General features: G+C 66.2%; 17 protein-coding genes. 3 read left to right on the top strand and 14 right to left on the bottom strand.

Annotation, left to right across the window (positions count from 1 at the left end; all coding sequences use genetic code 11):
* Positions 1 to 426 precede the first annotated feature (426 nt).
* The 8 genes from ABD301_RS22520 to ABD301_RS22485 form a co-directional block, all read right to left on the bottom strand.
* Positions 427 to 1,299, bottom strand: a complete 873-nt coding sequence (locus tag ABD301_RS22520; RefSeq protein WP_344312373.1) for a ribokinase — start codon at positions 1,297 to 1,299, stop codon at positions 427 to 429.
* A complete protein-coding gene (locus ABD301_RS22515) occupies positions 1,292 to 2,101 on the bottom strand; it encodes an ATP-binding cassette domain-containing protein (protein ID WP_163568018.1) in 810 nt (269 codons plus the stop codon). The genes ABD301_RS22520 and ABD301_RS22515 overlap by 8 nt, the downstream gene beginning before the upstream one ends.
* Positions 2,102 to 2,115: 14 nt before the next feature.
* Positions 2,116 to 3,087 (bottom strand): ABC transporter permease, encoded by a 972-nt coding sequence (locus tag ABD301_RS22510; protein WP_344312372.1) that lies wholly within the window; start codon positions 3,085 to 3,087, stop codon positions 2,116 to 2,118.
* A 4-nt stretch (positions 3,088 to 3,091) separates the two neighbouring features.
* Positions 3,092 to 4,114: a sugar ABC transporter substrate-binding protein gene (locus ABD301_RS22505; protein WP_344312371.1), complete on the bottom strand. Its 1,023-nt coding sequence runs from the start codon at positions 4,112 to 4,114 to the stop codon at positions 3,092 to 3,094.
* Positions 4,115 to 4,146: 32 nt separating this feature from the next.
* Complete coding sequence (locus ABD301_RS22500; protein ID WP_344312370.1) at positions 4,147 to 5,193, bottom strand: LacI family DNA-binding transcriptional regulator; 1,047 nt, start codon at positions 5,191 to 5,193, stop codon at positions 4,147 to 4,149.
* A 95-nt stretch (positions 5,194 to 5,288) separates the two neighbouring features.
* Entirely contained in the window at positions 5,289 to 6,281 is a 993-nt protein-coding gene (locus ABD301_RS22495) for a LacI family DNA-binding transcriptional regulator (protein ID WP_163568021.1), read from the bottom strand.
* 117 nt (positions 6,282 to 6,398) lie between these two features.
* The gene (locus ABD301_RS22490) at positions 6,399 to 7,349 is read right to left on the bottom strand and encodes a ribokinase (RefSeq protein ID WP_344312368.1); all 951 of its coding nucleotides are present in this window, start codon (positions 7,347 to 7,349) and stop codon (positions 6,399 to 6,401) included.
* Positions 7,346 to 7,987, bottom strand: a complete 642-nt coding sequence (locus tag ABD301_RS22485) for a KpsF/GutQ family sugar-phosphate isomerase (RefSeq protein WP_279579996.1) — start codon at positions 7,985 to 7,987, stop codon at positions 7,346 to 7,348. Before ABD301_RS22485 ends, ABD301_RS22490 begins: the two co-directional genes overlap by 4 nt.
* Positions 7,988 to 8,162: 175 nt before the next feature.
* Between ABD301_RS22485 and ABD301_RS22480 the strand changes: the two genes are divergently transcribed.
* Complete coding sequence (locus tag ABD301_RS22480; RefSeq protein WP_163568024.1) at positions 8,163 to 8,681, top strand: YbhB/YbcL family Raf kinase inhibitor-like protein; 519 nt, start codon at positions 8,163 to 8,165, stop codon at positions 8,679 to 8,681.
* Positions 8,682 to 8,721: 40 nt separating this feature from the next.
* Here ABD301_RS22480 and ABD301_RS22475 read toward each other — a convergent pair whose 3' ends face one another.
* From ABD301_RS22475 to ABD301_RS22450, 6 genes are read right to left on the bottom strand one after another with little or no spacing between them, the layout of a single operon-like run.
* Complete coding sequence (locus ABD301_RS22475) at positions 8,722 to 9,819, bottom strand: GDSL-type esterase/lipase family protein (RefSeq protein WP_344312363.1); 1,098 nt, start codon at positions 9,817 to 9,819, stop codon at positions 8,722 to 8,724.
* 26 nt (positions 9,820 to 9,845) lie between these two features.
* Complete coding sequence (locus tag ABD301_RS22470) at positions 9,846 to 10,574, bottom strand: gamma-glutamyl-gamma-aminobutyrate hydrolase family protein (protein WP_163568027.1); 729 nt, start codon at positions 10,572 to 10,574, stop codon at positions 9,846 to 9,848.
* Entirely contained in the window at positions 10,571 to 11,335 is a 765-nt protein-coding gene (locus tag ABD301_RS22465; RefSeq protein ID WP_163568028.1) for a 3-oxoacyl-ACP reductase, read from the bottom strand. Before ABD301_RS22465 ends, ABD301_RS22470 begins: the two co-directional genes overlap by 4 nt.
* 14 nt (positions 11,336 to 11,349) lie before the next feature.
* Complete coding sequence (locus tag ABD301_RS22460) at positions 11,350 to 12,705, bottom strand: aldehyde dehydrogenase family protein (RefSeq protein WP_163568029.1); 1,356 nt, start codon at positions 12,703 to 12,705, stop codon at positions 11,350 to 11,352.
* The gene (locus ABD301_RS22455) at positions 12,702 to 14,081 is read right to left on the bottom strand and encodes a glutamine synthetase family protein (protein WP_344312360.1); all 1,380 of its coding nucleotides are present in this window, start codon (positions 14,079 to 14,081) and stop codon (positions 12,702 to 12,704) included. The genes ABD301_RS22460 and ABD301_RS22455 overlap by 4 nt, the downstream gene beginning before the upstream one ends.
* Positions 14,078 to 15,586, bottom strand: coding sequence for an amino acid permease (locus tag ABD301_RS22450; RefSeq protein ID WP_344312359.1), 1,509 nt, complete (start codon positions 15,584 to 15,586; stop codon positions 14,078 to 14,080). Before ABD301_RS22450 ends, ABD301_RS22455 begins: the two co-directional genes overlap by 4 nt.
* Before the next feature lie 66 nt (positions 15,587 to 15,652).
* Between ABD301_RS22450 and ABD301_RS22445 the strand changes: the two genes are divergently transcribed.
* Both ABD301_RS22445 and glgX read left to right on the top strand, forming a co-directional pair.
* A complete protein-coding gene (locus ABD301_RS22445) occupies positions 15,653 to 16,369 on the top strand; it encodes a FadR/GntR family transcriptional regulator (protein ID WP_163568030.1) in 717 nt (238 codons plus the stop codon).
* A 160-nt stretch (positions 16,370 to 16,529) separates the two neighbouring features.
* A complete protein-coding gene (glgX, locus tag ABD301_RS22440; RefSeq protein WP_344312358.1) occupies positions 16,530 to 18,677 on the top strand; it encodes a glycogen debranching protein GlgX in 2,148 nt (715 codons plus the stop codon).
* Positions 18,678 to 18,949: the final 272 nt, after the last annotated feature.

The following is an 18,949-nucleotide window of genomic DNA, read 5'->3' as shown; positions in this document are numbered from 1 at the left end:
CATTTTGGTCGCGTACGGGTAATCAGGAAATGGATACTTTCACAATAATCCCAACGAAACATAGAGCGCGCGCGTTCAACTCTTGCGAGCGGTAGGCCCGCTCCGTTGTTGAAGGTGAAGTCTTCGCCTGGTGACCCATCGAACTTGCCGGCCAGGCGATAGCGAGATCGTACGGTTTGATCACCGGTCGCGATCCGCGGCAGCTGCACTTCGAGTTCGCCTTGTGGACCAGGGATATGGTCGCGGAGTCGATCGGTGCGTGAGTTCGGTGTCCAGTTGGCTCACCACCGCCACCAACGCCCTCACTCGACTCCGACGACTTCCCCGCATCGTCAAGGCGCTCTTCCGCGATCCATGCCTGCGGTACATCGCAAATGTCTCTTAACTCACTACGGGCTTGGTAAGACATGGTTGGTCGGGGAGCTCTCAACTCCCCACCAGAGCCTGAATCTCCTCCACTGAAGGAAAAGACTCCTGCGCGCCAGCCCGCCGGACCGCCAGCGAGCCGGCTGCCGCTCCCCAGCGGGCGGCATCGCGGAGGTTGTCGCCGACGGTCAGCCGGGCCGCGAGGACGCCCACGAAAGCGTCCCCGGCACCGGTGGTGTCCACGGCCTGCGCGGGAAAAACAGGCAGCTCCTCGGTGCCATCGGCATCGGTCAACACCGCGCCGGCCGCGCCGAGCGTGGTGATCACCGCGCCGACTCCCCTGTCCAGCAGGTCGCGGTGTGCTGCCGCGACTCCAGAAGCCGCGCTGACCACCGCGAGTTCGTGTTCATTGACAACCAAAACATCACACCTCGCGAGAAGCGCATCTGGCAGCGGTTGAGCCGGGGCAGCGTTCACCACGAAAGTGCCCGTACATGCTTCGGCGACCCGCTCCACGACAGCCAGTGGGATTTCCAGCTGGCAGAGTGTGACGCCGCCGGAAGCCAGCGGCTGCTCGTCGTCCCAAAAGGCGTTCGCTCCTGGCACTACGATGATGGAATTGTCCTGCGGTGTAACGGTAATCCACGCACTGCCCGTCGCCGCGTCCGCGATCGTACGCACGCCGGAAATGTCGACGCCACGCGAGCTGAGCCGGCTTTTGGCCAACTCGCCGTCGCTGTCCGCACCGACCCGCCCGAGCATCCGAACCCGCGCACCGGCGAGATGGGCGGCCACCGCCTGGTTCGCGCCCTTGCCGCCGAGCCCGATGCTCACCCCCTGGCCGGTGATTGTTTCACCCGGTGCGGGGAAAGCACCGGCTCGTACGACGTGATCGACGTTGATCGAGCCGATGACAACGACCGGCTCAGGCATCAATGTCTCCGGCGATCGCGCCGGTGATCAGCCCGACCAGCTCGTCGCCGCTGGTGGCGTCGATACGGCGGTGCGCGGCCGCACGCCCACGCCGCAGCACCCACGCGCTGTCCGCGACCCGCATCACCTGCGCCATATCGTGGCTGACCAACAAAACCGTGACCCCGGATTCGCGCAGCCGGCCGATCAACGCCTCCACGGCCGCGGTTTCTCGCACGCCCAGTGCGGCCGTCGGCTCATCCATGATCACCAGGGTGGTCCCCCAGTTGGCCGCCCGCGCGATGGCGATGCTCTGCCGCTGGCCGCCGGACATTCGCCGTACGGTCGTGCGCACGTTCGGTACGTTGACGTCCAGCTCTTGGAGAATCTGCTGGCTCCGGCTGATCATCCGCTTCTTGTCCAGCACCTTGACCGGCGGGATGCCATAGGTGAGCTCACGGTTCAGAAACAGGTTCTGCCAGACCTGCAGGTCCTCGATCAGCCCGAGTTCCTGGTAGACCGTCTCGATGCCCCGTCTTCGCGCGTCGTCGGGTGAATTCAGTCGCAACGGCGCACCGGCGAACAGGATTTCCCCGGAGTCCGGCGGATGCACCCCGGTCAGGCATCGCACCAGCGTTGACTTGCCGGCACCGTTGTCGCCGAGCAGCGCAGTGACCTGTCCTTTGTGGATGGTCAGGTCGACGCCCTGCAACGCTCGTACGGCGTCAAAAGACTTGTGTACGTCCCGGACTTCCAGCAACACCGCGCCGCGCGGAACCTGGTCGGCTCCGGGATCGGTGTGCCGTGCGGCCACCTCAGGCATTTCTGGTTCCCCCACTATTTCTGGAATCGGGACAGGAAGGCGGCGCCGAGCACCACGGCGCCGACCGCGATCGGTTGGTAGTACTGGGAAATCCCGATCAGGGTAAACCCGTTGATCAGGCTTTGCAGCAACACCGCGCCGGTCGCCGAGCCGAGCACCGACGCCCGGCCGCCGAACAGGCTGGACCCACCGAGCACCACCGCGGCGATGGAACTCAGCAACAGATTGGTCTGCAGGGACGGATCCGCGCCACCGGTACGGGCGACCAGCAGAACGCCGGCCAGCCCGCAGAAGAGTCCCGATCCGAGGTACGCGTATAACCGCATCCGGGACACCGGGATGCCCGAGCCACGGGCCGCGTCGATATTTCCGCCGGTGGCCAGCAAATGTGTGCCTGTACGAGTGCGGAAAAGCACGAAGCCCACCACCAGTGCCGCGATCAGCGCCACCAGCCAGAACCACCGGATCGGCCCGATACCGCCCAGTGCGAGACCGCGCAGGAATCCCGAGTTGACCGGCACGGTGTTGCCCTGCGTCAACAAAAGCGTCAAACCGCTGACCACGCTGAGCGAGCCCAGCGTGACGATGAAATCGCTCATGTTCAGCTTGGCGACCAGAATTCCGTTGACCAACCCGATCACGCCGCCACCCACGATCGCGACCAGAATCGCCACCGGCAATGGCCAGCCCTGCGTGACCGCGAATCCCAGCAGGGCCGCGGACCACGGCAGGTTGGCTCCGATCGACAGGTCGATGCCGGCCACCGTGACCACCAACTGCTGCCCCATCGCCAGCACCATCAGGATCGACGCGGACACCAGCAGGTCGCTGATGTTCGAAACCGTAAGGAAATCCGGGGTAGCGATAAAGAAGATCAGGAAGACGATCACCAGCCCGATGGGCGCGGCATAGCGCGCACTGGTGCTGACAACGGCGTTGCGGCGCTGCCGGGAGGACTGCGGCGCCTGCGAAACTGTCGCGGTCATCGGGCTAATTCGCGAGCGGGTTGGTGAACGGCTCGAACGGCTGCGGGAAGCTGCGCAGCGCCCTGCCGACGTTGTCCTTGTCGATCAGCTTGATCGGCGCGACCACCCGGGTCGGGATGGATTTCTTGGCGACCGCCTTGATGCACGCCTGGACGGCGAGCTGGCCTTCCGCGTACGGGTATTGGGTGATGGTCGCCGACAGCGTACCGGCCTGCACGGCCTGCAGCGCGGCCTTGATGCCGTCGACCGAGATAATGGTGATCTGGCTCGACTTTCCGGCGTTCTTCACCGCTTGTGCGGCGCCCAGGCCCATTGTGTCGTTGGCCGCGAAAATCCCCTTGATGTCCGGGTGCGCCTGCAGAATCGCCTCGGTGACCGTCTGAGCCTTGGTCTGGTCATAGTCAGCGGGCTGTTTCGCGACGACCGTGAGCTTTCCACCGGTGGCCGCGGCGAAACCCTTCTCCCGGTTGATGCCGTTCTGTTCACCGGCGATGCCCTGCAGAATCGCCACGTTTCCGCTTCCTACCTTGGACAGCAGCGACTGGCCCGCGAGCGTACCGGCCTGCAGGTTGTCGGAGCCGATGAAAGAGGCGTACGAGACACCAGCGGCTTTGGAGGCACCCGGGTCGATCTGGGTATCCAGATTCAGGATCGGAATGTTTTTCTGCGCCACCGGAACCAAGGGCGTGATGACGTTGGTCGCGTTCACCGGCACCACCCCGAAACAGGTGTAGTTCTGGCCGGCGAGCGTGGAGATTTTGGCGTTCTCACCGGACGAGTCGGTCTCGTTGTCGCCAGCCTGGACGTTGACTGTGACGCCCTGCTTCTTGCCTTCGGCGATGGCGCCATCTCGCAGCGCGGCCCAATACGGGTTGGTGAAGTCGCGGGTCACGATGGCGATTTTCGCCGCGCCGGACGCGGAACTGCCGGTGCCGCCGCGACCACACGCCGCGGCCGTGGTGGCCAGCGTCAGCGCCAGCACGACCGCTGTCGCGACTCGGATCCGACCAGACTGGAGGTAGCGCATGTGAGCTTCCTTTCCTTCTGCATCAACAAGAACTAAGCGGGTGCGGGTCCGCAGGACGCACGTCGTACGAGACGGCACGCCGGGGTTGCGTCGGCGGCCGGCAGCGGTGCGGCCGCGTCATCGACGAGATGGACCATCGCTCGTACGGCCGCCGTCGCCATTGCGGTGATCGGCTGGGCCACCGCGGTCAGCGGCGGATCGAAGAGGTCGAACCAGGGCGCGTCGTCGAAACCGATCACCGAGATATCGGCCGGGACGCGGTATCGGGCCGCGCGCAGTCCTTTCATCGCACCAATAGTCATCAGTCCGTCCGCACCGAAGATCGCGGTCGGCCGGGATTTGTTGGCCAGCAGCTGTTCCATCGCGCGTTCGCCGCTGTCCTGCCGAAAATCCCCTTCGACCACGCTGATGTCGCGGGTCGCTACCCCGCGCGCGGTCAGCGACTGGATCATCAGCTCGGTACGCTCGACGCCGACCCGAGTCGTCATCGGCGGCGCGATAATGCCGACCCGGCGATGCCCGAAACCGGTCAGCAGTTCCGCCGCTTCCGACAGCGCCTTGGACGCTCCACTTCGGACCACCGGAGAGCCGGCGAGATGGCGCGCCGCCGCGGTCCGGCCGCGGACCTCGACCGGGCGGTCCAGGAAAACCAGTCGCGCCTTGGCTTTCCCAGCCGCCAGCAGACCCTCGGTCATCGCCGCCGCCGGCACCAGAATGACGCCGTCCACCCGGCTGCCGGCGAGCAGATTCCGTAGGTATTCGTCCTGGACACCGGCGTCCTCGTCGGAATTGCAGAGGACGGTGGAAAATCCCTCGGCCGCCGCCGCCCGTTGGATCTCACCGGCCAGCTCGGCGAAGAACGGGTTCGCCACGTCGCTGATCACCAGGCCGAGTGAGCCAGTCACCTCCGTACGCAACGCCCGCGCGCCGGCGTGCGGGCGGTAGCCCATCTGCTCCGCCACCGCCCGAATCCGGTCCCGGGTCTCGGCCGGAATACGGGGATTTCCAGACAGCGCGAGCGAAACCGCGGCGATCGACACGCCCGCGGCCTGCGCCACGTCACGCATCCGTACGGCCATCCCGGGCGCCTCCTCGGTCTAGTTAAACGATTAAACAGTGCTACCGCGTCAGTTGGGAAGAGGTGCGGCAACTTAATCGAGCAAGTAGGCGAGAGCTAGCGACGCGAGCTGTCTCGGATGTTGAGCGTGGTCGGCAGCGTGATGACGGTGAACCGCTCGTCCGGGTTTTCCAGCCGCTTCAGCAACAACTGCGCGGCCGTACGCCCGACTTCGTACGTCGGCTGGGCCACTGTGGACAGTGACGGCCGAACCAGCTCGGCCCACGGCAGTTCGTCGAAGCCGACCACGCCGACCGGATCCGGAATGCCGAGGCCGCGCTCAGCCAGGGTTTCCAGCGCGCCAACCGTCATCAGGTTGTTGGTGGCGAAGACCGCGTCCGGGCGGGCACCGGAATCCAGCAGGTCGGCCATCGCCTCCCGGCCGCCGGTCTCCCGGAAGTCCGAATATCGTACGAGGTTGGTGTCGAAGGTACGGCCGGCGTCCCGCAGTGCCTGCCGGTAGCCACGCAGCCGGGAGGTCGCCGTGCTGACCTTGCGCGGGCCGGTGATGCACGCGATCCGGGAATACCCCTGCTCGATCAGATGCGCGGTGGCGGCCTGCGCGCCGCGCTCGTTGTCCACCAGCACGGCGTCGGTTTCGACTTCCTGGACTTCGCGGTCGATCGTCACCACCGCGCGGCTGCCCTCCACGAGCTGTGCCATGTTGTCCGGGCGACTGCTCGGCGAAATGATGACGCCGGCGATTTGCTGGGCCAGCACGGCGGTGATGTAACTGGCTTCCTTGTCCGGGTTTTCGTCGCTGTTGCACAGCAAAACCGAATACCCGGCCTGCTGCCCGACATCCTCGACGCCGCGTACGAGCGACGTGAAGAACGGGTTGTTCACGTCCGAGATGATGACGGCCCACAGGTTGGTCTGGCTCTTGCGCAGGTTCCTCGCGAGGATGTTCGGCGAGTAGCCGAGCTCGGTCGCGGCCGCCCGCACCCGGCCGGCGAGGGTTTCATCGACCGTACGATGCCCATTCAGCACCCGCGAAACCGTCGCCGCGGAAACGCCCGCGTGCCGCGCCACATCGTGGATTGTCGTCATCGGCCCACCCTCCCGCTCACGCCTCACCCGCGGTGCTGGCCGTCACTGGAAACCACCGCCGTCTCTCCGGCGGCGCTTAGTCTAGACGATCACCTCGGAAACGCTCGGTAAGCGAGGTCAGTCGTCGACGAGGTCGGCCACCGGGCCGTTGGACAGCAGCGCCGAGATGGCCGCGGTGGCTGGGATGCCGTCCACCGCACCGGGAATCGTGGTGGACAACGCCCCCGCCGCGTTGGCGTAGCGAGCGGCATCGACCAGCGAGTCACCGGCCGCGAGGCGGGCCGCGAGGGCGCCACAGAAGGCGTCGCCGGCACCCACCGTGTCGATGGTGTCGACCCGGTGCGCCGGCAACCAGACGGGCTCGCCGCCGTCCACGACGATCGACCCACGCTCACCGAGGGTGAGGACACAGCCGCGACGGGCGAACTTCGCGGCCAGCGCGACCGCCACCTCGGCGGCCGCGTCGCCATCGCACGTACGACCGGTCAACTGCTCCGCCTCGATCGCGTTCGGCACCAGGATGTCCGCGTACGCGACCAGGTCCGGCGGCAGCGTGGGACGCATCGGCGCCGGGTTCAGGATGGTCGTCGTGCCAGCCGCCGAAGCAATCCGCAAAGCCTCGATCGCGGTTTCCACGGCCAGCTCCAGCTGCACGGTCACCACCCGCGCGGCCGCGATCCGATCGGCCGCGTCGGCGATGTCCGCCGCGGTCAGGGTGGCATTGGCCCGCGGCACGATGACGATCGCGTTGGAGCCGTCCGGCTCGACCACCGGCAGTCCGACGCCGGTGCCGCTGCCTTCGGCCACCGTCACCCGGCCAGCGTCGATGCCTTCGGCCGCGAGCAGGGCGAGGAACTCCTGTCCGTACCCGTCCGCGCCGAGTCGGCCGACCATCGCCGTACGAGCGCCGGACCGAGAGGCGGCGACCGCCTGGTTGACGCCCTTGCCGCCGAGGAACTCGGCGAATTCGGTGCCGTGCAACGTCTCTCCGCGGCGCGGCAGCCGGGGCACCCGGACCACCAGGTCCTTCATGAAGCTGCCGACGACACAGACGCCGAACGGGGTCACGCGATTCCTCCTGGGCCCAACAGCCGCTGGCCGAGCGAGCCGCCCGGGTGGAAGGTGGCGAAGTCCTCCTCGGTGAACTCTCGGTGCACCATAAGTGCCACCGCGAGCGCGTCGCCCATCGCAAGCGCCGCGGTGGTCGACGTGGTCGGTGCCAGGTTCAGCGGGTCAGCCTCCCGTATCACGCTCACGTCCAACACATGGCTCGCGAGCCGGTTGAGTGTGCAGTCGTCGCGGCCGGTCATCGCGACCAGCGGGATGCCGCGATCGGCGACCAGCTGGCCGAAGTGGCAGACCTCGGCGGTCTCGCCGGAAGCGGACAGCGCCAACACCACGTCCCCCGGCGTGACCATGCCGGAATCGCCATGCAGGGCTTCGGCCGCGTGTACGAAGAAAGTCGGCGTGCCGGTGCTGGCCAGGGTGGCGGCGATCTTGCGGCCGATGATCCCGGACTTCCCGAGGCCGGTGACCACCACCCGGCCGGCGCTGCCGGCGATCAGCTCGACCACCGCCGCGAACCGGCCGTTCAGCCGCTCTTCGAGCGCGGCCACCGCCGCCGCCTCGGACCGGATCGCCGCCCGCGCGGCCGCCATGCTCGGCGGCACGGCGGGGTCTGCCGGATGTTCCGAGGTTGGCTGCACGGTGCCCGCCTCCAAACTGGGTGAGAAATCGATTGCTCAGACCGTATGGGACGGCTTGGCCAGTGTCAACGCGTTCGACCGGACGGGGGTCCAGTCGTACCCGCCCCAACCGGCGCTGGCCGTACGGTCAAACTAGTGTCATGGGTGACCTCACATCCTTAACTAGGAGGCCCGCATGGCCCGGCCACCCAGCCCGTACGACTTCCTGCCCGAGGTGCCCGCCCTGTCCGTGACCAGCACCGATGTCGCTGACGGCGAGCCGCTCGCGATGCCGCACGTCAGCGGCATCCTGGGCGCCGGCGGGCAGGACCACTCACCGCAGCTGTCCTGGTCCGGCGCCCCGGAGGGCACCAAGAGCTACGCCGTGACCTGCTACGACCCGGACGCGCCGACCGCGAGCGGGTTCTGGCACTGGGCCGTCTTCAACATCCCGGCCTCGGTCACGTCACTGCCGACCGACGCGAGTCTCCCCGATGGGGCCGTCACTCTCGGCAACGATGCCGGCTTGCCGCGCTACATCGGTGCCGGCCCGCCACCCGGCCACGGCCCGCACCGCTACTTCTTCGTCGTACACGCCGTCGACGTGGACAAGCTGGACGTGTCGGCGGATGCGCGGCCCGCGATCCTCGGCTTCAACCTGTTCTCCCATACGCTCGCCCGCGGCGGCATCACGCCGACGTACGAGCAGAGCTGACGTTCGGGCAGCCCGTCAGTTTTCGCTGGCGGGCTGAGCGTCACAAATATGGGGACGTGGTCACCGGGGCGATACTGACGGCATCGATTTCCGCTCGACAGGTGCCGCCGGCGAATGTGAACGTGTTGTCTCCGGGTGACGCGGATATGGTCACGGCCGTCGTGCCCCAGAAATTCCAGTCGGCGAATCCGGCGTAGGTGACGGTGATCGGCACCCCGTCCTTGCCCCACACCTGCTCGTCACACGGGGCGCCGGTGCCATTGTCCGCCCGAAGGTAGACCCGCTCGTCACCGCTTTTCGCGGCATGGAAACGCAAAACCAGCGAGCTACCCGATGCGGTCAACGCGCCGACCTTTACCCCGCCGGATGCCGTTGTGGTGGAAACCAGGGCCGCGTTCGTACGCGTACCACTCTCCGCCTCGATATGACTGAGCGGAGCACCTAGCAGAGCCGAATACCAGCGAACCGCCATTTTCGCGTACCCGCCGCCGGTCGGGTGCAGTGGATCGGCGAAATCGGCGGCGGTCAGGGCCGGAAACATGTCGACGAGATGGATGTTCCGGCCCTTGCTCGCGACAATCCCAGGCACCGCCTTGTTGAACTGGACAAACTGCGGATTCAGCACGTCGTTCGGGGTCGCCAACAAGGTGCCGACGAAAACCTGAGCGGTCGGACGCGCCGCCACGATGTGACCGACCAATGTGGACAGTGCGGCGGCGGCCTGCTCGGCGGTGCTGTGGCCGGCGATGTCGTCGGTGCCGGCATGCAACAAAATCACGTCCGGTTGGTACGTGGTGAGCCATCCGGCGAGCTGCGCGTCGAGTTGCGCGATGGTCCAGTCCGGGTGCCCCTCATGCGCGGGATCGCCCAGCGGCGGCTCCCCCGACGACTGCGATCCGACGAAATCCACCGGGTATCCGTCGGATTTCATCAGCTGCCACAGGTCGTTGCGGTACGAGCCCGGCGTGCCGTCCGGCAATGTCAGGCCGTCGGTGACCGAATCCCCGAGGGCCATGATCCGTACCGGCGCGGCGGCGAAAACAGGCACTGCCGCGAAAGCAGGCGCCGCCAGGAAAACACCGACACAGATCACCGACAACGCGGCGACCAAACGCATTCGCGCTGCGAACGTACGCACCAAATCCCCCCAAGAGCCCGACTATCTCATATGATCACCCTCCGCCCGCTTTCTGTCGATTCGGACAGCGCCGCAACCCGTACGAGCTCACGGAAAAGTCGATCGTCGGCACTCACCTCGGGATGCCACTGCACGCCCAGCGCGAAAGTGTGCGACGGATCTTCGACAGCTTCGACCGTGCCATCGTCGGCTTTTCCTGACACCGTCAGCGATCCGACCTCGGCAGCGGCCTGATGGTGGTATGACGGCACCTGCAGCTCGTCGCCCAGCAGCCGCCCCAGCACGCTGTCCGGCACCAAACTGACCGCGTGTGAGCCGTAAACCCCGGGCTCGGGCCGATGTCCCTCATGCCCGACCACATCCGGCAGGTGTTGTTCCAGTTTCCCGCCGGCGGCTACGCACATCAGCTGCATTCCCCGGCAGATCCCCAAAACCGGCAGGTCGCGAGCGTACGCCACGGCCAGCAGCGCCAGCTCGCTCTCGTCCCGGTCGGGCCGCAGTCCCACAGTCTCCGGATGCGCCACCATTTCGTACATGGCCGGGTCGACATCGGCGCCACCGGCGAGCACCAGAGCGTCCAACCGGGAAAGCACCGCCTCGGCGTCGTCGTACACGGGTGGAACTATCAGCGGGACTCCGCCGGCAGTCCGTACCTTTTCCACGTACGCGTACGGAATCAGCGCGGCGGACGTGCGCCACACACCCCAGGAAGCCTGCTCGACGTACGAGGTGATGCCGATAGTCGGTCCACTCACAGGGGGGTCACATAAGCCGCGGTGATCCCGCCGTCCACCAGGAAAGTCGACGCGGTGATGAACGAGGAGTCGTCGCTGGCCAGGAAAAGCATCGCCGAGGCGATCTCCTCGGGGCGGGCGAACCGGCCCATCGGGATATGCACCAACCTGCGCGCGGCGCGTTCCGGGTCGGCCGCGAAAAGGTCCCGCAGCAGCGGGGTGTCGACCGGCCCGGGGCAGATCGCGTTGACTCGTACGCCCTGTCGTGCGAACTGGACGCCGAGCTCGCGAGACATCGCCAGCACGCCACCTTTGGAGGCGGTGTAGGAAATCTGCGAGGTCGCCGCACCCATCAGGGCGACAAAGGAAGCGGTGTTGATGACCGAGCCGCCACCTCGCTCCAACAAATGCGGGATGCCGTATTTGCAGCACAGGTAAACCGACGTGAGGTTGACCCGCTGCACCAGATCCCAGGCGTCCTGGTCGGTGTCCAAAATGGAGTCGTCCTGCGGCGGCGAGATGCCGGCGTTGTTGACCAGCACGTCCAGCCCGCCGAACCGTTCGATCGCGGCCGCGAAAGCGGCCTGCACGTCGTCAGCGGACGTCACGTCCGTACGGACGAAAAGTCCGTCGACCTCCTTCGCGATCGCCGAACCCGCGGTCTCATCCAGGTCGACCACCACCACCGAGCCGCCCTCGGCGGCGAACCGGCGGGCCGCGGCCGCGCCGATGCCGCTGCCTGCGCCGGTGATGACGCAGACCTTCCCGTCCAGCCGTGCCACTTGTTTTCCTCCGTCTAGATGTCGGTTGAGATGAAGACGTTTTTGGTCTCGGTAAAAGCATCCAGCGCATCTGGGCCGAGCTCCCGGCCGAGCCCCGAGCGCTTGAAACCGCCGAACGGCGTCCAATATCGTACGGAGGAATGCGAATTCACCGAAAGGTTGCCGGCTTCCACCGCGCGAGCGGTCCGCAACGCGCGGCCGACATCGCTGGTCCAGATCGACCCGGACAGGCCGTAGGGTGAATCGTTCGCGATCCGAATCGCGTCGGCCTCGTCGTCGAACGGCAGAACCACCACGACTGGGCCGAAAATCTCTTCCCGTACGGTCCGATCGTCGGTCGACTCCGGCGCGAGAACCGTGGGCGGGAACCAGAAACCCGGCCCGCCCGGCACACTGCCACGAAACAACACCGAGGCCCCGGCCGGCACGTACGACGACACCTTGTCCCGGTGCGCCGAGCTGATCAGCGGCCCCATCTCGGTGTCGTCGAGACCGGGATCGCCCACCTTCACACCGGCCACCGCCGGCTCCAGCAACGCTACGAACTCGTCGTAAACCGAGCGCTGGACCAGAATCCGGGATCTTGCGCAGCAGTCCTGGCCGGCATTGTCGAAAACTCCGTACGGCGCGGTAGCCGCGGCTTTGACCAGGTCGGCGTCCGCGAAAATGATGTTGGCGGATTTCCCGCCCAGCTCCAGAGTCACCGGCTTGACCTGCGCCATGCAGCCCGCTGCCACCCGGGTGCCGACCTCGGTGGAGCCGGTGAAGACCACTTTCGCCACGTCCGGATGGGTGACGAACCGTTCGCCGACCACCGATCCAGCGCCTGGCACGATTTGCAGCACGTTCTCCGGCAAGCCCGCTTCCAAAGCGAGCTCACCGATCCGCAGAGCGGTCAGCGGGGTGAGCTCGGCCGGTTTGAGCACGACGGTGTTGCCGGCCGCGAGCGCCGGTCCGAATCCCCAGCCGGCGATCGGCATCGGGAAATTCCACGGCACGATCACCCCGACCACGCCCAACGGCTCGGCGAAGGTCACATTTATCCCACCGGGCACAGGAATCTGCCGGCCGAACAGCCGTTCCGGCGCGCCGGAGTAATAGTCGAGCACGTCTCGTACGTTTCCCGCCTCCCAGCGGGCGTTGCCGATGGTGTGCCCGGAGTTGGCGACCTCCAGCCTGGCCAGCTCCTCAATCGCACTGTCCACAGTGGACGCGAACCGGCGCAACAGCCGGGCGCGATCGGCCGGCGCCACCTGCCGCCAGCTCTCGTACGCCTTGCGGGCCCGCGCGATCGCGGCGTCCACCCCGTCCGGGTCGGTCGCGGCGACCTCGCCGACGACCTCCTCGGTCGCTGGATTGACCAGCTTCATAGCCTCTCAAACCCCCGGATCATTTCCCAGTCGGTGACGGCCGCGTCGAACGCCTCGATTTCAACCCGAGCCATGTTGGCGTAGTGCGCGACGACATCCGCGCCGAACGCGGCCGCCGCGAAATCGCTGGATTTCCACAGCTGCGCGGCATCCCGCAACGTGTTCGGCACCCGCGGCGCGCTTTCGTCGTCGTACGCGTTGGAGGCGTAAATCGGCTCCAACGGCAGCTCCTGTTCGACGCCGTGCAACCCGCCGGCGATGATCGCGGCCACCGCCAGATAGGGGTTGACATCGCCGCCCGGCACCCGATTTTCCACCCGCAGTGACGATCCCTGCCCGACCAGCCGCAACGCGCACGTACGATTGTCACGGCCCCAACGGATCGCGGTGGGCGCGAACGAACCAGCCGCATAGCGTTTGTACGAGTTGATGTTCGGCGCGAACATCAGGCTCATGTCCCGCATGGTGGCGAGCTGGCCGGCAAGGAAATGCTCACCGATCTTCGACATGCCGGACACGCCGTCCGGCCCGGCCTGCACCGGTGTCCCGTACGAGTCGCGCAGCGACAGGTGGATGTGGCAGGAGTTTCCCTCCCGCTGGTTGGGTTTGGCCATGAATGTCAGGCTCATGCCCTGCTGGGCCGCGATTTCCTTCGCACCGGTCTTGTAAATCGCGTGGTTGTCGCAGGTCGCGAGCGCGTCGGTGTAGCGGAACGCGACCTCGTGCTGCCCGAGGTTGCACTCGCCTTTGGCCGACTCGACGGTCAGTCCCGCCCCGCTCATGCCGAGCCGAATCGCCCGCAGCAACGGCTCGACCCGACCCGTGCCCAGCAGCGAATAGTCGACGTTGTAGAGGTTCGCCGGGTGCAGGTCGCGATAACCTTGCTGCCACGCTTGCTCGTATGTGTCCCGGTAAACCACGAACTCCAACTCGGTGCCGACATACGCCTTCCAGCCGCGCTCGGCCAGTCTCTCCAGCTGCCGGTTGAGAATCTGCCGGGGCGACGGGCCGACGCCGGCGCCTTCGGTGGATTCCAGGTCACAGAGCACCAGCGCGGTGCCCTCGAACCACGGAATCCACCGCAGGGTCGACAAATCCGGGATGGTCACGAAATCCCCGTAGCCCTGCTCCCAGGAAGACGCGGCATAGCCGGAAACCGTCGTCATGTCGACGTCGACCGCGAGCAGGTAGTTGCATGCCTCGGCGTGGTGGCTCAGCACGTCGTCGACGAAAAAACGCGCGTCCGTACGCTTGCCCTGCAGTCGCCCTTGCATGTCGGTGAACGCCACCAAGACCGTGTCAATCCGGCCCGCGTCCACCTCCGCCCGCAACTGCTCCACGGTGAGCCGGCCACGGCCCGGCTGTGTGTCGCTCACACGACCTCCAGATCGCTTTCGATGGCGGCCAGTTCCTGGGCACTGCCCTGCACCTTGGGACCGGTGAACCACTTCCGCGCCGACACTACCCACCAAATGCCGGCGAAGCCGAGCACCACCAGGACCGCGATCGGTGTGTAGTTGAAACTGTCCTTGGTGATCGGATAGGACGCCGGCAGCATGAAGAGAATCGTGATGAACACGACCCACAGCACCGCGATGATGCCGATCGGCAGGCTCCACCGACCCAAATGCCACGGCCCGCGCTCAAAATCACGGCCCCGCAGCAGCCGCAGAAAGGTCGGCAGGACGTACGCGATGTAGAGCCCGATCACCGCGATCGACGTGACAGCCACGTAAGCGGTGTTGTTCCACAAGTACGGCAAACCCAGGACGAACGCGCCGCCAGCGGCGAGCCAGATCGCGTTGGTGGGCGTACGAGTGCGTTTGTTGATCTTGTGCCACAGTCCCGAAGCCGGCAGCGCGCCATCCCGGCTGAAGGCGTAAATCATCCGCGAGTTCGCCGTCACCGAGGACATTCCGCAGAACAGCTGGGCCACCACGACGATCACCAGCAACAGCTTCCCGCCGACACTTCCCAGCGCGTCCAGGAAAATCTGCGCGGGCGGAACACCGGTCGCACTGTTCACCGCGCCATGGTAGTTCTGGATGGCGAAGGTGAGCCCGACGATCAGAATCCAGCCGGCGACCAGCGAGACCACGATGGATCCGACAATCCCCCACGGGCCGGCCTTGGACGGATCCTTCGTCTCCTCGGTCATGTGAGCCGAGGCGTCGTAGCCGGTGAAGGTGTATTGCGCCATCAAAAGGCCCAGCAAAACCACGTAAAGCGGCGACGACCATCCGGTCATGTTGACAAAGCCACCGAAGACCGTTGCGGCGGACTGGTGGTGAGACGGGAAAATCGCGAGCGCGCCGACGATGACCAGCACGCCGACCACGTGCCACCACACGCTCACGTCGTTGAGGACGGACACCAGTTTGACACCGAAGGTGTTCAGCAGGCCGTGCACCAACAGAATGATCGCGAAAAGCACGATGGTGTGCCACGGTCGGGCGTCGAAGCCGAACTGCAGGTCCAGCAGGGCGTTCAGGAAGAACGCGGCACCGAAGTCGATGCCGGCGGTGACCGCCACCTGCCCGAGGAAGTTGAACCAGCCGGTGAACCACGACCACATCGCCGGGTTTTTCGGCGCCAGCTTGGCCGACCAGTAATAGAGACCGCCCGCGGTCGGATAGCTGGAACAGACCTCGGCCATCGACAGACCCACCAGCAGGGTCATCACACCGACAAAGAGCCAACCCCACACCATCACGGTGGGACCGCCGGTTTTCATTCCGGTGCCGTACAAAGTCAGGCAGCCGGACAGGATCGAGATGATCGTGAACGAGACCGCGAAGTTGGAGAAGCCGGACATCGTACGACGCAGTTCCTGCGCATAGCCGAGTTGATGGAGTCGCTGTTCATCGGAGGAGGCGGCCATATCGGCTCCTAATGGTCTAGTCTCAGTCCATTGACTGTGCGACAGCGTGGCAGGAGGCTCGTACCCATGTCAACGGTTCCCGGACGCCGGCTTGCCGCGGCGGACGCCGTGTTGCGGCCGGTGCGGGCCGGGAACGCTTTCGAGGAAGCCGTCGAGGCGCTGCTGCGGACGATCCGGCTCGGTGTCGTCTCGCCTGGCGACCGGTTGCCGCCCGAGCGTGAGCTGGCCAGTCGGCTCGGCGTCAGCCGCGCGACCGTACGGGAGGCCATTGCCGCGCTCGCCGACGCTGGCCATCTGACCAGCCGGCGCGGCCGGTACGGGGGCACTTTCGTGGTCTCCCCCGCTGCGCCCACCGCGCCACTCGCCCCGGAGACCGCCGCGTCGCTGGAGGACGTGCTGGTCTTTCGCGAGGCGGTCGAGTGTGGCGCCGCCGCGGCCGCTGCCCGAGCGCCGCTGGACGAAGCCGACAAACAGCATCTCGTCGAGCGGCAGAAGGCCTGCGCCCAGGCCGCCGACTACCGGCCCGCGGACTCGCGTTTCCACCTCGCGGTCGCCGAGGCGTCCGGCTCCGCGCTGCTACTCAACGCCGTCGCCGACGCGCGCGTACGAGCGAATGAGCTGCTGGACGCCATCCCCTTGCTGCCCAGGAACATCGACCACTCCGAACGCCAGCACCGGGGGATCCTGCGGGCCATCCTGGCCGGCAACCCGGACTCCGCCCGGTCCGCGATGGCCGAACACCTCGAAGGCACCGCCGCCCTGCTCCGCGGCTTCCTCGGCTAGCCCACGCCTGCTCAAACCCGGTCGCTCGCCAGCGCATAAGCGTGTTACCTGCGGGTATATGGGGACGGATGGGCAAGCTTGCGGGACGAGAAGGCGGGATGTCCCGGTGCGGCCAGTACGGTCGGTGCCGACCGCTAGAGTCCATCGTCGTGGTGATCAGATGACCCAGCCGAGCATGTCCCGGGTCCCATGGCCAGGTGCCGCGTACCCGCTCGGCGCCACTTATGACGGCGCCGGGACGAACTTCGCCCTCTTCTCCGAGGCGGCGGAGAAGGTCGAGCTGTGCCTGATCGACGCCACCGGCGGGCAGGCGCGGATCGAGCTGGAGGAGGTCGACGGCTATGTCTGGCACGGCTACATGCCCGATATCCAGCCCGGACAGCTTTACGGCTACCGCGTCCACGGGCCGTACGATCCCGCCAGCGGTCAGCGCTGCGACCCGTCCAAGCTGCTGCTCGACCCGTACGGGAAGGCTTTCGTCGGCGACATCGACGCCTCCGACACCATTTTCTCGTACGACCTGAACGACCCCGGCCAGCGCCACGAAGAGGACTCGCTCAGTCACACCATGACGTCTGTCGTGGTCAACCCGTATTTCGACTGGGGCGCCGACCGGCAGCCGCACCGGCCGTATCACGAGACGGTCATCTACGAGGCGCATGTGCGCGGGATGACCATCCAGCATCCGCAGGTGCCGCCGGAGCAGCGTGGGACGTATGCGGGGCTGGCCCATCCGGCCGTCATCGAGCACCTGCAGACGCTCGGGGTGACCGCCATCGAGCTGATGCCGGTGCACCAGTTCGTCCAGGACCGGGCGTTGAGCGAGCGCGGGCTGCGCAACTACTGGGGCTACAACTCGATCGGCTTCCTGGCGCCGGAGGCGGCGTATGCGTCATCGACCGCGCCCGGCGGCTGTGTGGCCGAGTTCAAGTCGATGGTCAAGGCGCTGCACGCGGCCGGCATCGAGGTCATTCTCGACGTGGTCTACAACCACACCGCCGAAGGCAACCACCTCGGTCCGACACTTTCCTTCCGTGGCATCGACAACGCCGCGTACTACCGGCTGACCGACGACAATCCGATGTATTACATGGATTACACCGGCACCGGCAACTCGCTCAACGTCCGGCACCCGCACACGTTGCAGCTGATCATGGACTCGCTGCGCTATTGGGTCACCGAAATGCACGTCGACGGTTTTCGTTTCGACCTCGCTTCGGCGCTCGCCCGCGAGCTGCACGACGTGGACAAGCTGTCCGCGTTCTTCGATCTGGTGCAACAGGATCCGACAGTCAGCCAGGTCAAGCTGATCGCCGAGCCGTGGGATGTCGGGCAGGGCGGTTACCAGGTCGGCAACTTCCCTCCACTGTGGACGGAGTGGAACGGGAAATACCGCGACACTGTGAGAGACTTCTGGCGCGGCGAGCCAGCGACACTGGGTGAGCTGGCCAGCCGGCTGACCGGTTCTTCGGATCTCTACCAGGACGACGGCCGCTGGCCGCTCGCGAGCATCAACTTCGTCACCGCCCATGACGGCTTCACCCTCGCGGACCTGGTGTCGTACAACGAGAAACACAACGAGGCCAACGGCGAGAACAACAACGACGGGGAAAACTACAACCGGTCCTGGAACTGCGGCGCCGAAGGCGGCACCGACGATCCGGGCATTGTCGAACTGCGGGCCCGCCAGGTGCGCAACTTCCTCGCCACCCTGTTGCTTTCGCAGGGCGTGCCGATGATCTCGCACGGCGATGAGCTGGGGCGTACGCAGAAGGGCAACAACAACGCGTATTGCCAAGACAGCCCGCTGGCCTGGGTGGAGTGGGCAATGGCCGAACAGAATGCCGACCTGGTCGCTTTCACCGCCCGTACGGCAAAGATCCGCCGCGACCATCCGGTCTTTCGGCGCCGCCGGTTCTTCGCCGGCAAGCCGATCGGCACCGGTGGGCAGCTCGGCGACATCGGCTGGTTCACCCCGTCCGGCACCGAGATGACACTCGACGACTGGGACTCCGGTTTCGGCCGCGCGCTGGCGGTTTTCCTGAACGGCAACGGCATCGCCGAGCGCGACCAGCGCGGCCAGCAGGTGGTCGACGATTCTTTCCTGCTCTGTCTGAACGGGCATGAGGAGGATCTCGACTTCACCACCCCCGATGGCGAGTACGCCAAAATGTGGGTCGTCGAGCTCGACACCACCTCCCCCAACGGTGAGGGCCTAGATTCCCACGGCGACCCGACCGCCGTCATTGCCGGCAAAACCGTCACCGTCGCGCCGCGCTCTCTGTTGTTGTTGCGAAAGACCGAGTAGGGACGAGAGGCGGCCGCTCCGGAGTCCGATCTCCCGCGCGACGATCGGGTCCATCCATATCAGAATCGTGATTAGTCGTACGAGCCGCCCGCGGCGTCGAGAGATGGCGACTCGAACGTTGGTCAGTTAGTGGGCGGCGAACGCACCAACAGCGACCGCGACGAGTCGTCTTGCGTTTCCACTCTTCATGGTGACTCCATTCTCCGCTGAACGGATACCCACCTCCCTTTTGGCAAAGGGAAATATGTGAACGCTCGAAGCGTGCCTGCCGT

Source organism: Fodinicola feengrottensis (assembly GCF_039530045.1).
GTDB classification, from domain to species: Bacteria; Actinomycetota; Actinomycetes; order Mycobacteriales; family HKI-0501; genus Fodinicola; species Fodinicola feengrottensis.
The sequence above is the reverse complement of the archived record's forward strand: the minus strand, read 5'-3'. Positions and strand labels throughout refer to the sequence as shown.

Bases quoted from the DNA above. Each gene is read 5' to 3' on its own strand.
- ABD301_RS22495 (WP_163568021.1), bottom strand. From the start codon at position 6,281: ATGACGACAATCCACGATGTGGCGCGGCACGCGGGCGTTTCCGCGGCG.
- ABD301_RS22520 (WP_344312373.1), bottom strand. From the start codon at position 1,299: ATGCCTGAGCCGGTCGTTGTCATCGGCTCGATCAACGTCGATCACGTC.
- ABD301_RS22450 (WP_344312359.1), bottom strand. From the start codon at position 15,586: ATGGCCGCCTCCTCCGATGAACAGCGACTCCATCAACTCGGCTATGCG.
- ABD301_RS22515 (WP_163568018.1), bottom strand. From the start codon at position 2,101: ATGCCTGAGGTGGCCGCACGGCACACCGATCCCGGAGCCGACCAGGTT.
- ABD301_RS22460 (WP_163568029.1), bottom strand. From the start codon at position 12,705: ATGAAGCTGGTCAATCCAGCGACCGAGGAGGTCGTCGGCGAGGTCGCC.
- ABD301_RS22500 (WP_344312370.1), bottom strand. From the start codon at position 5,193: ATGGCCGTACGGATGCGTGACGTGGCGCAGGCCGCGGGCGTGTCGATC.
- glgX (WP_344312358.1), top strand. From the start codon at position 16,530: ATGACCCAGCCGAGCATGTCCCGGGTCCCATGGCCAGGTGCCGCGTAC.
- ABD301_RS22445 (WP_163568030.1), top strand. From the start codon at position 15,653: ATGTCAACGGTTCCCGGACGCCGGCTTGCCGCGGCGGACGCCGTGTTG.
- ABD301_RS22505 (WP_344312371.1), bottom strand. From the start codon at position 4,114: ATGCGCTACCTCCAGTCTGGTCGGATCCGAGTCGCGACAGCGGTCGTG.
- ABD301_RS22510 (WP_344312372.1), bottom strand. From the start codon at position 3,087: ATGACCGCGACAGTTTCGCAGGCGCCGCAGTCCTCCCGGCAGCGCCGC.
- ABD301_RS22480 (WP_163568024.1), top strand. From the start codon at position 8,163: ATGGCCCGGCCACCCAGCCCGTACGACTTCCTGCCCGAGGTGCCCGCC.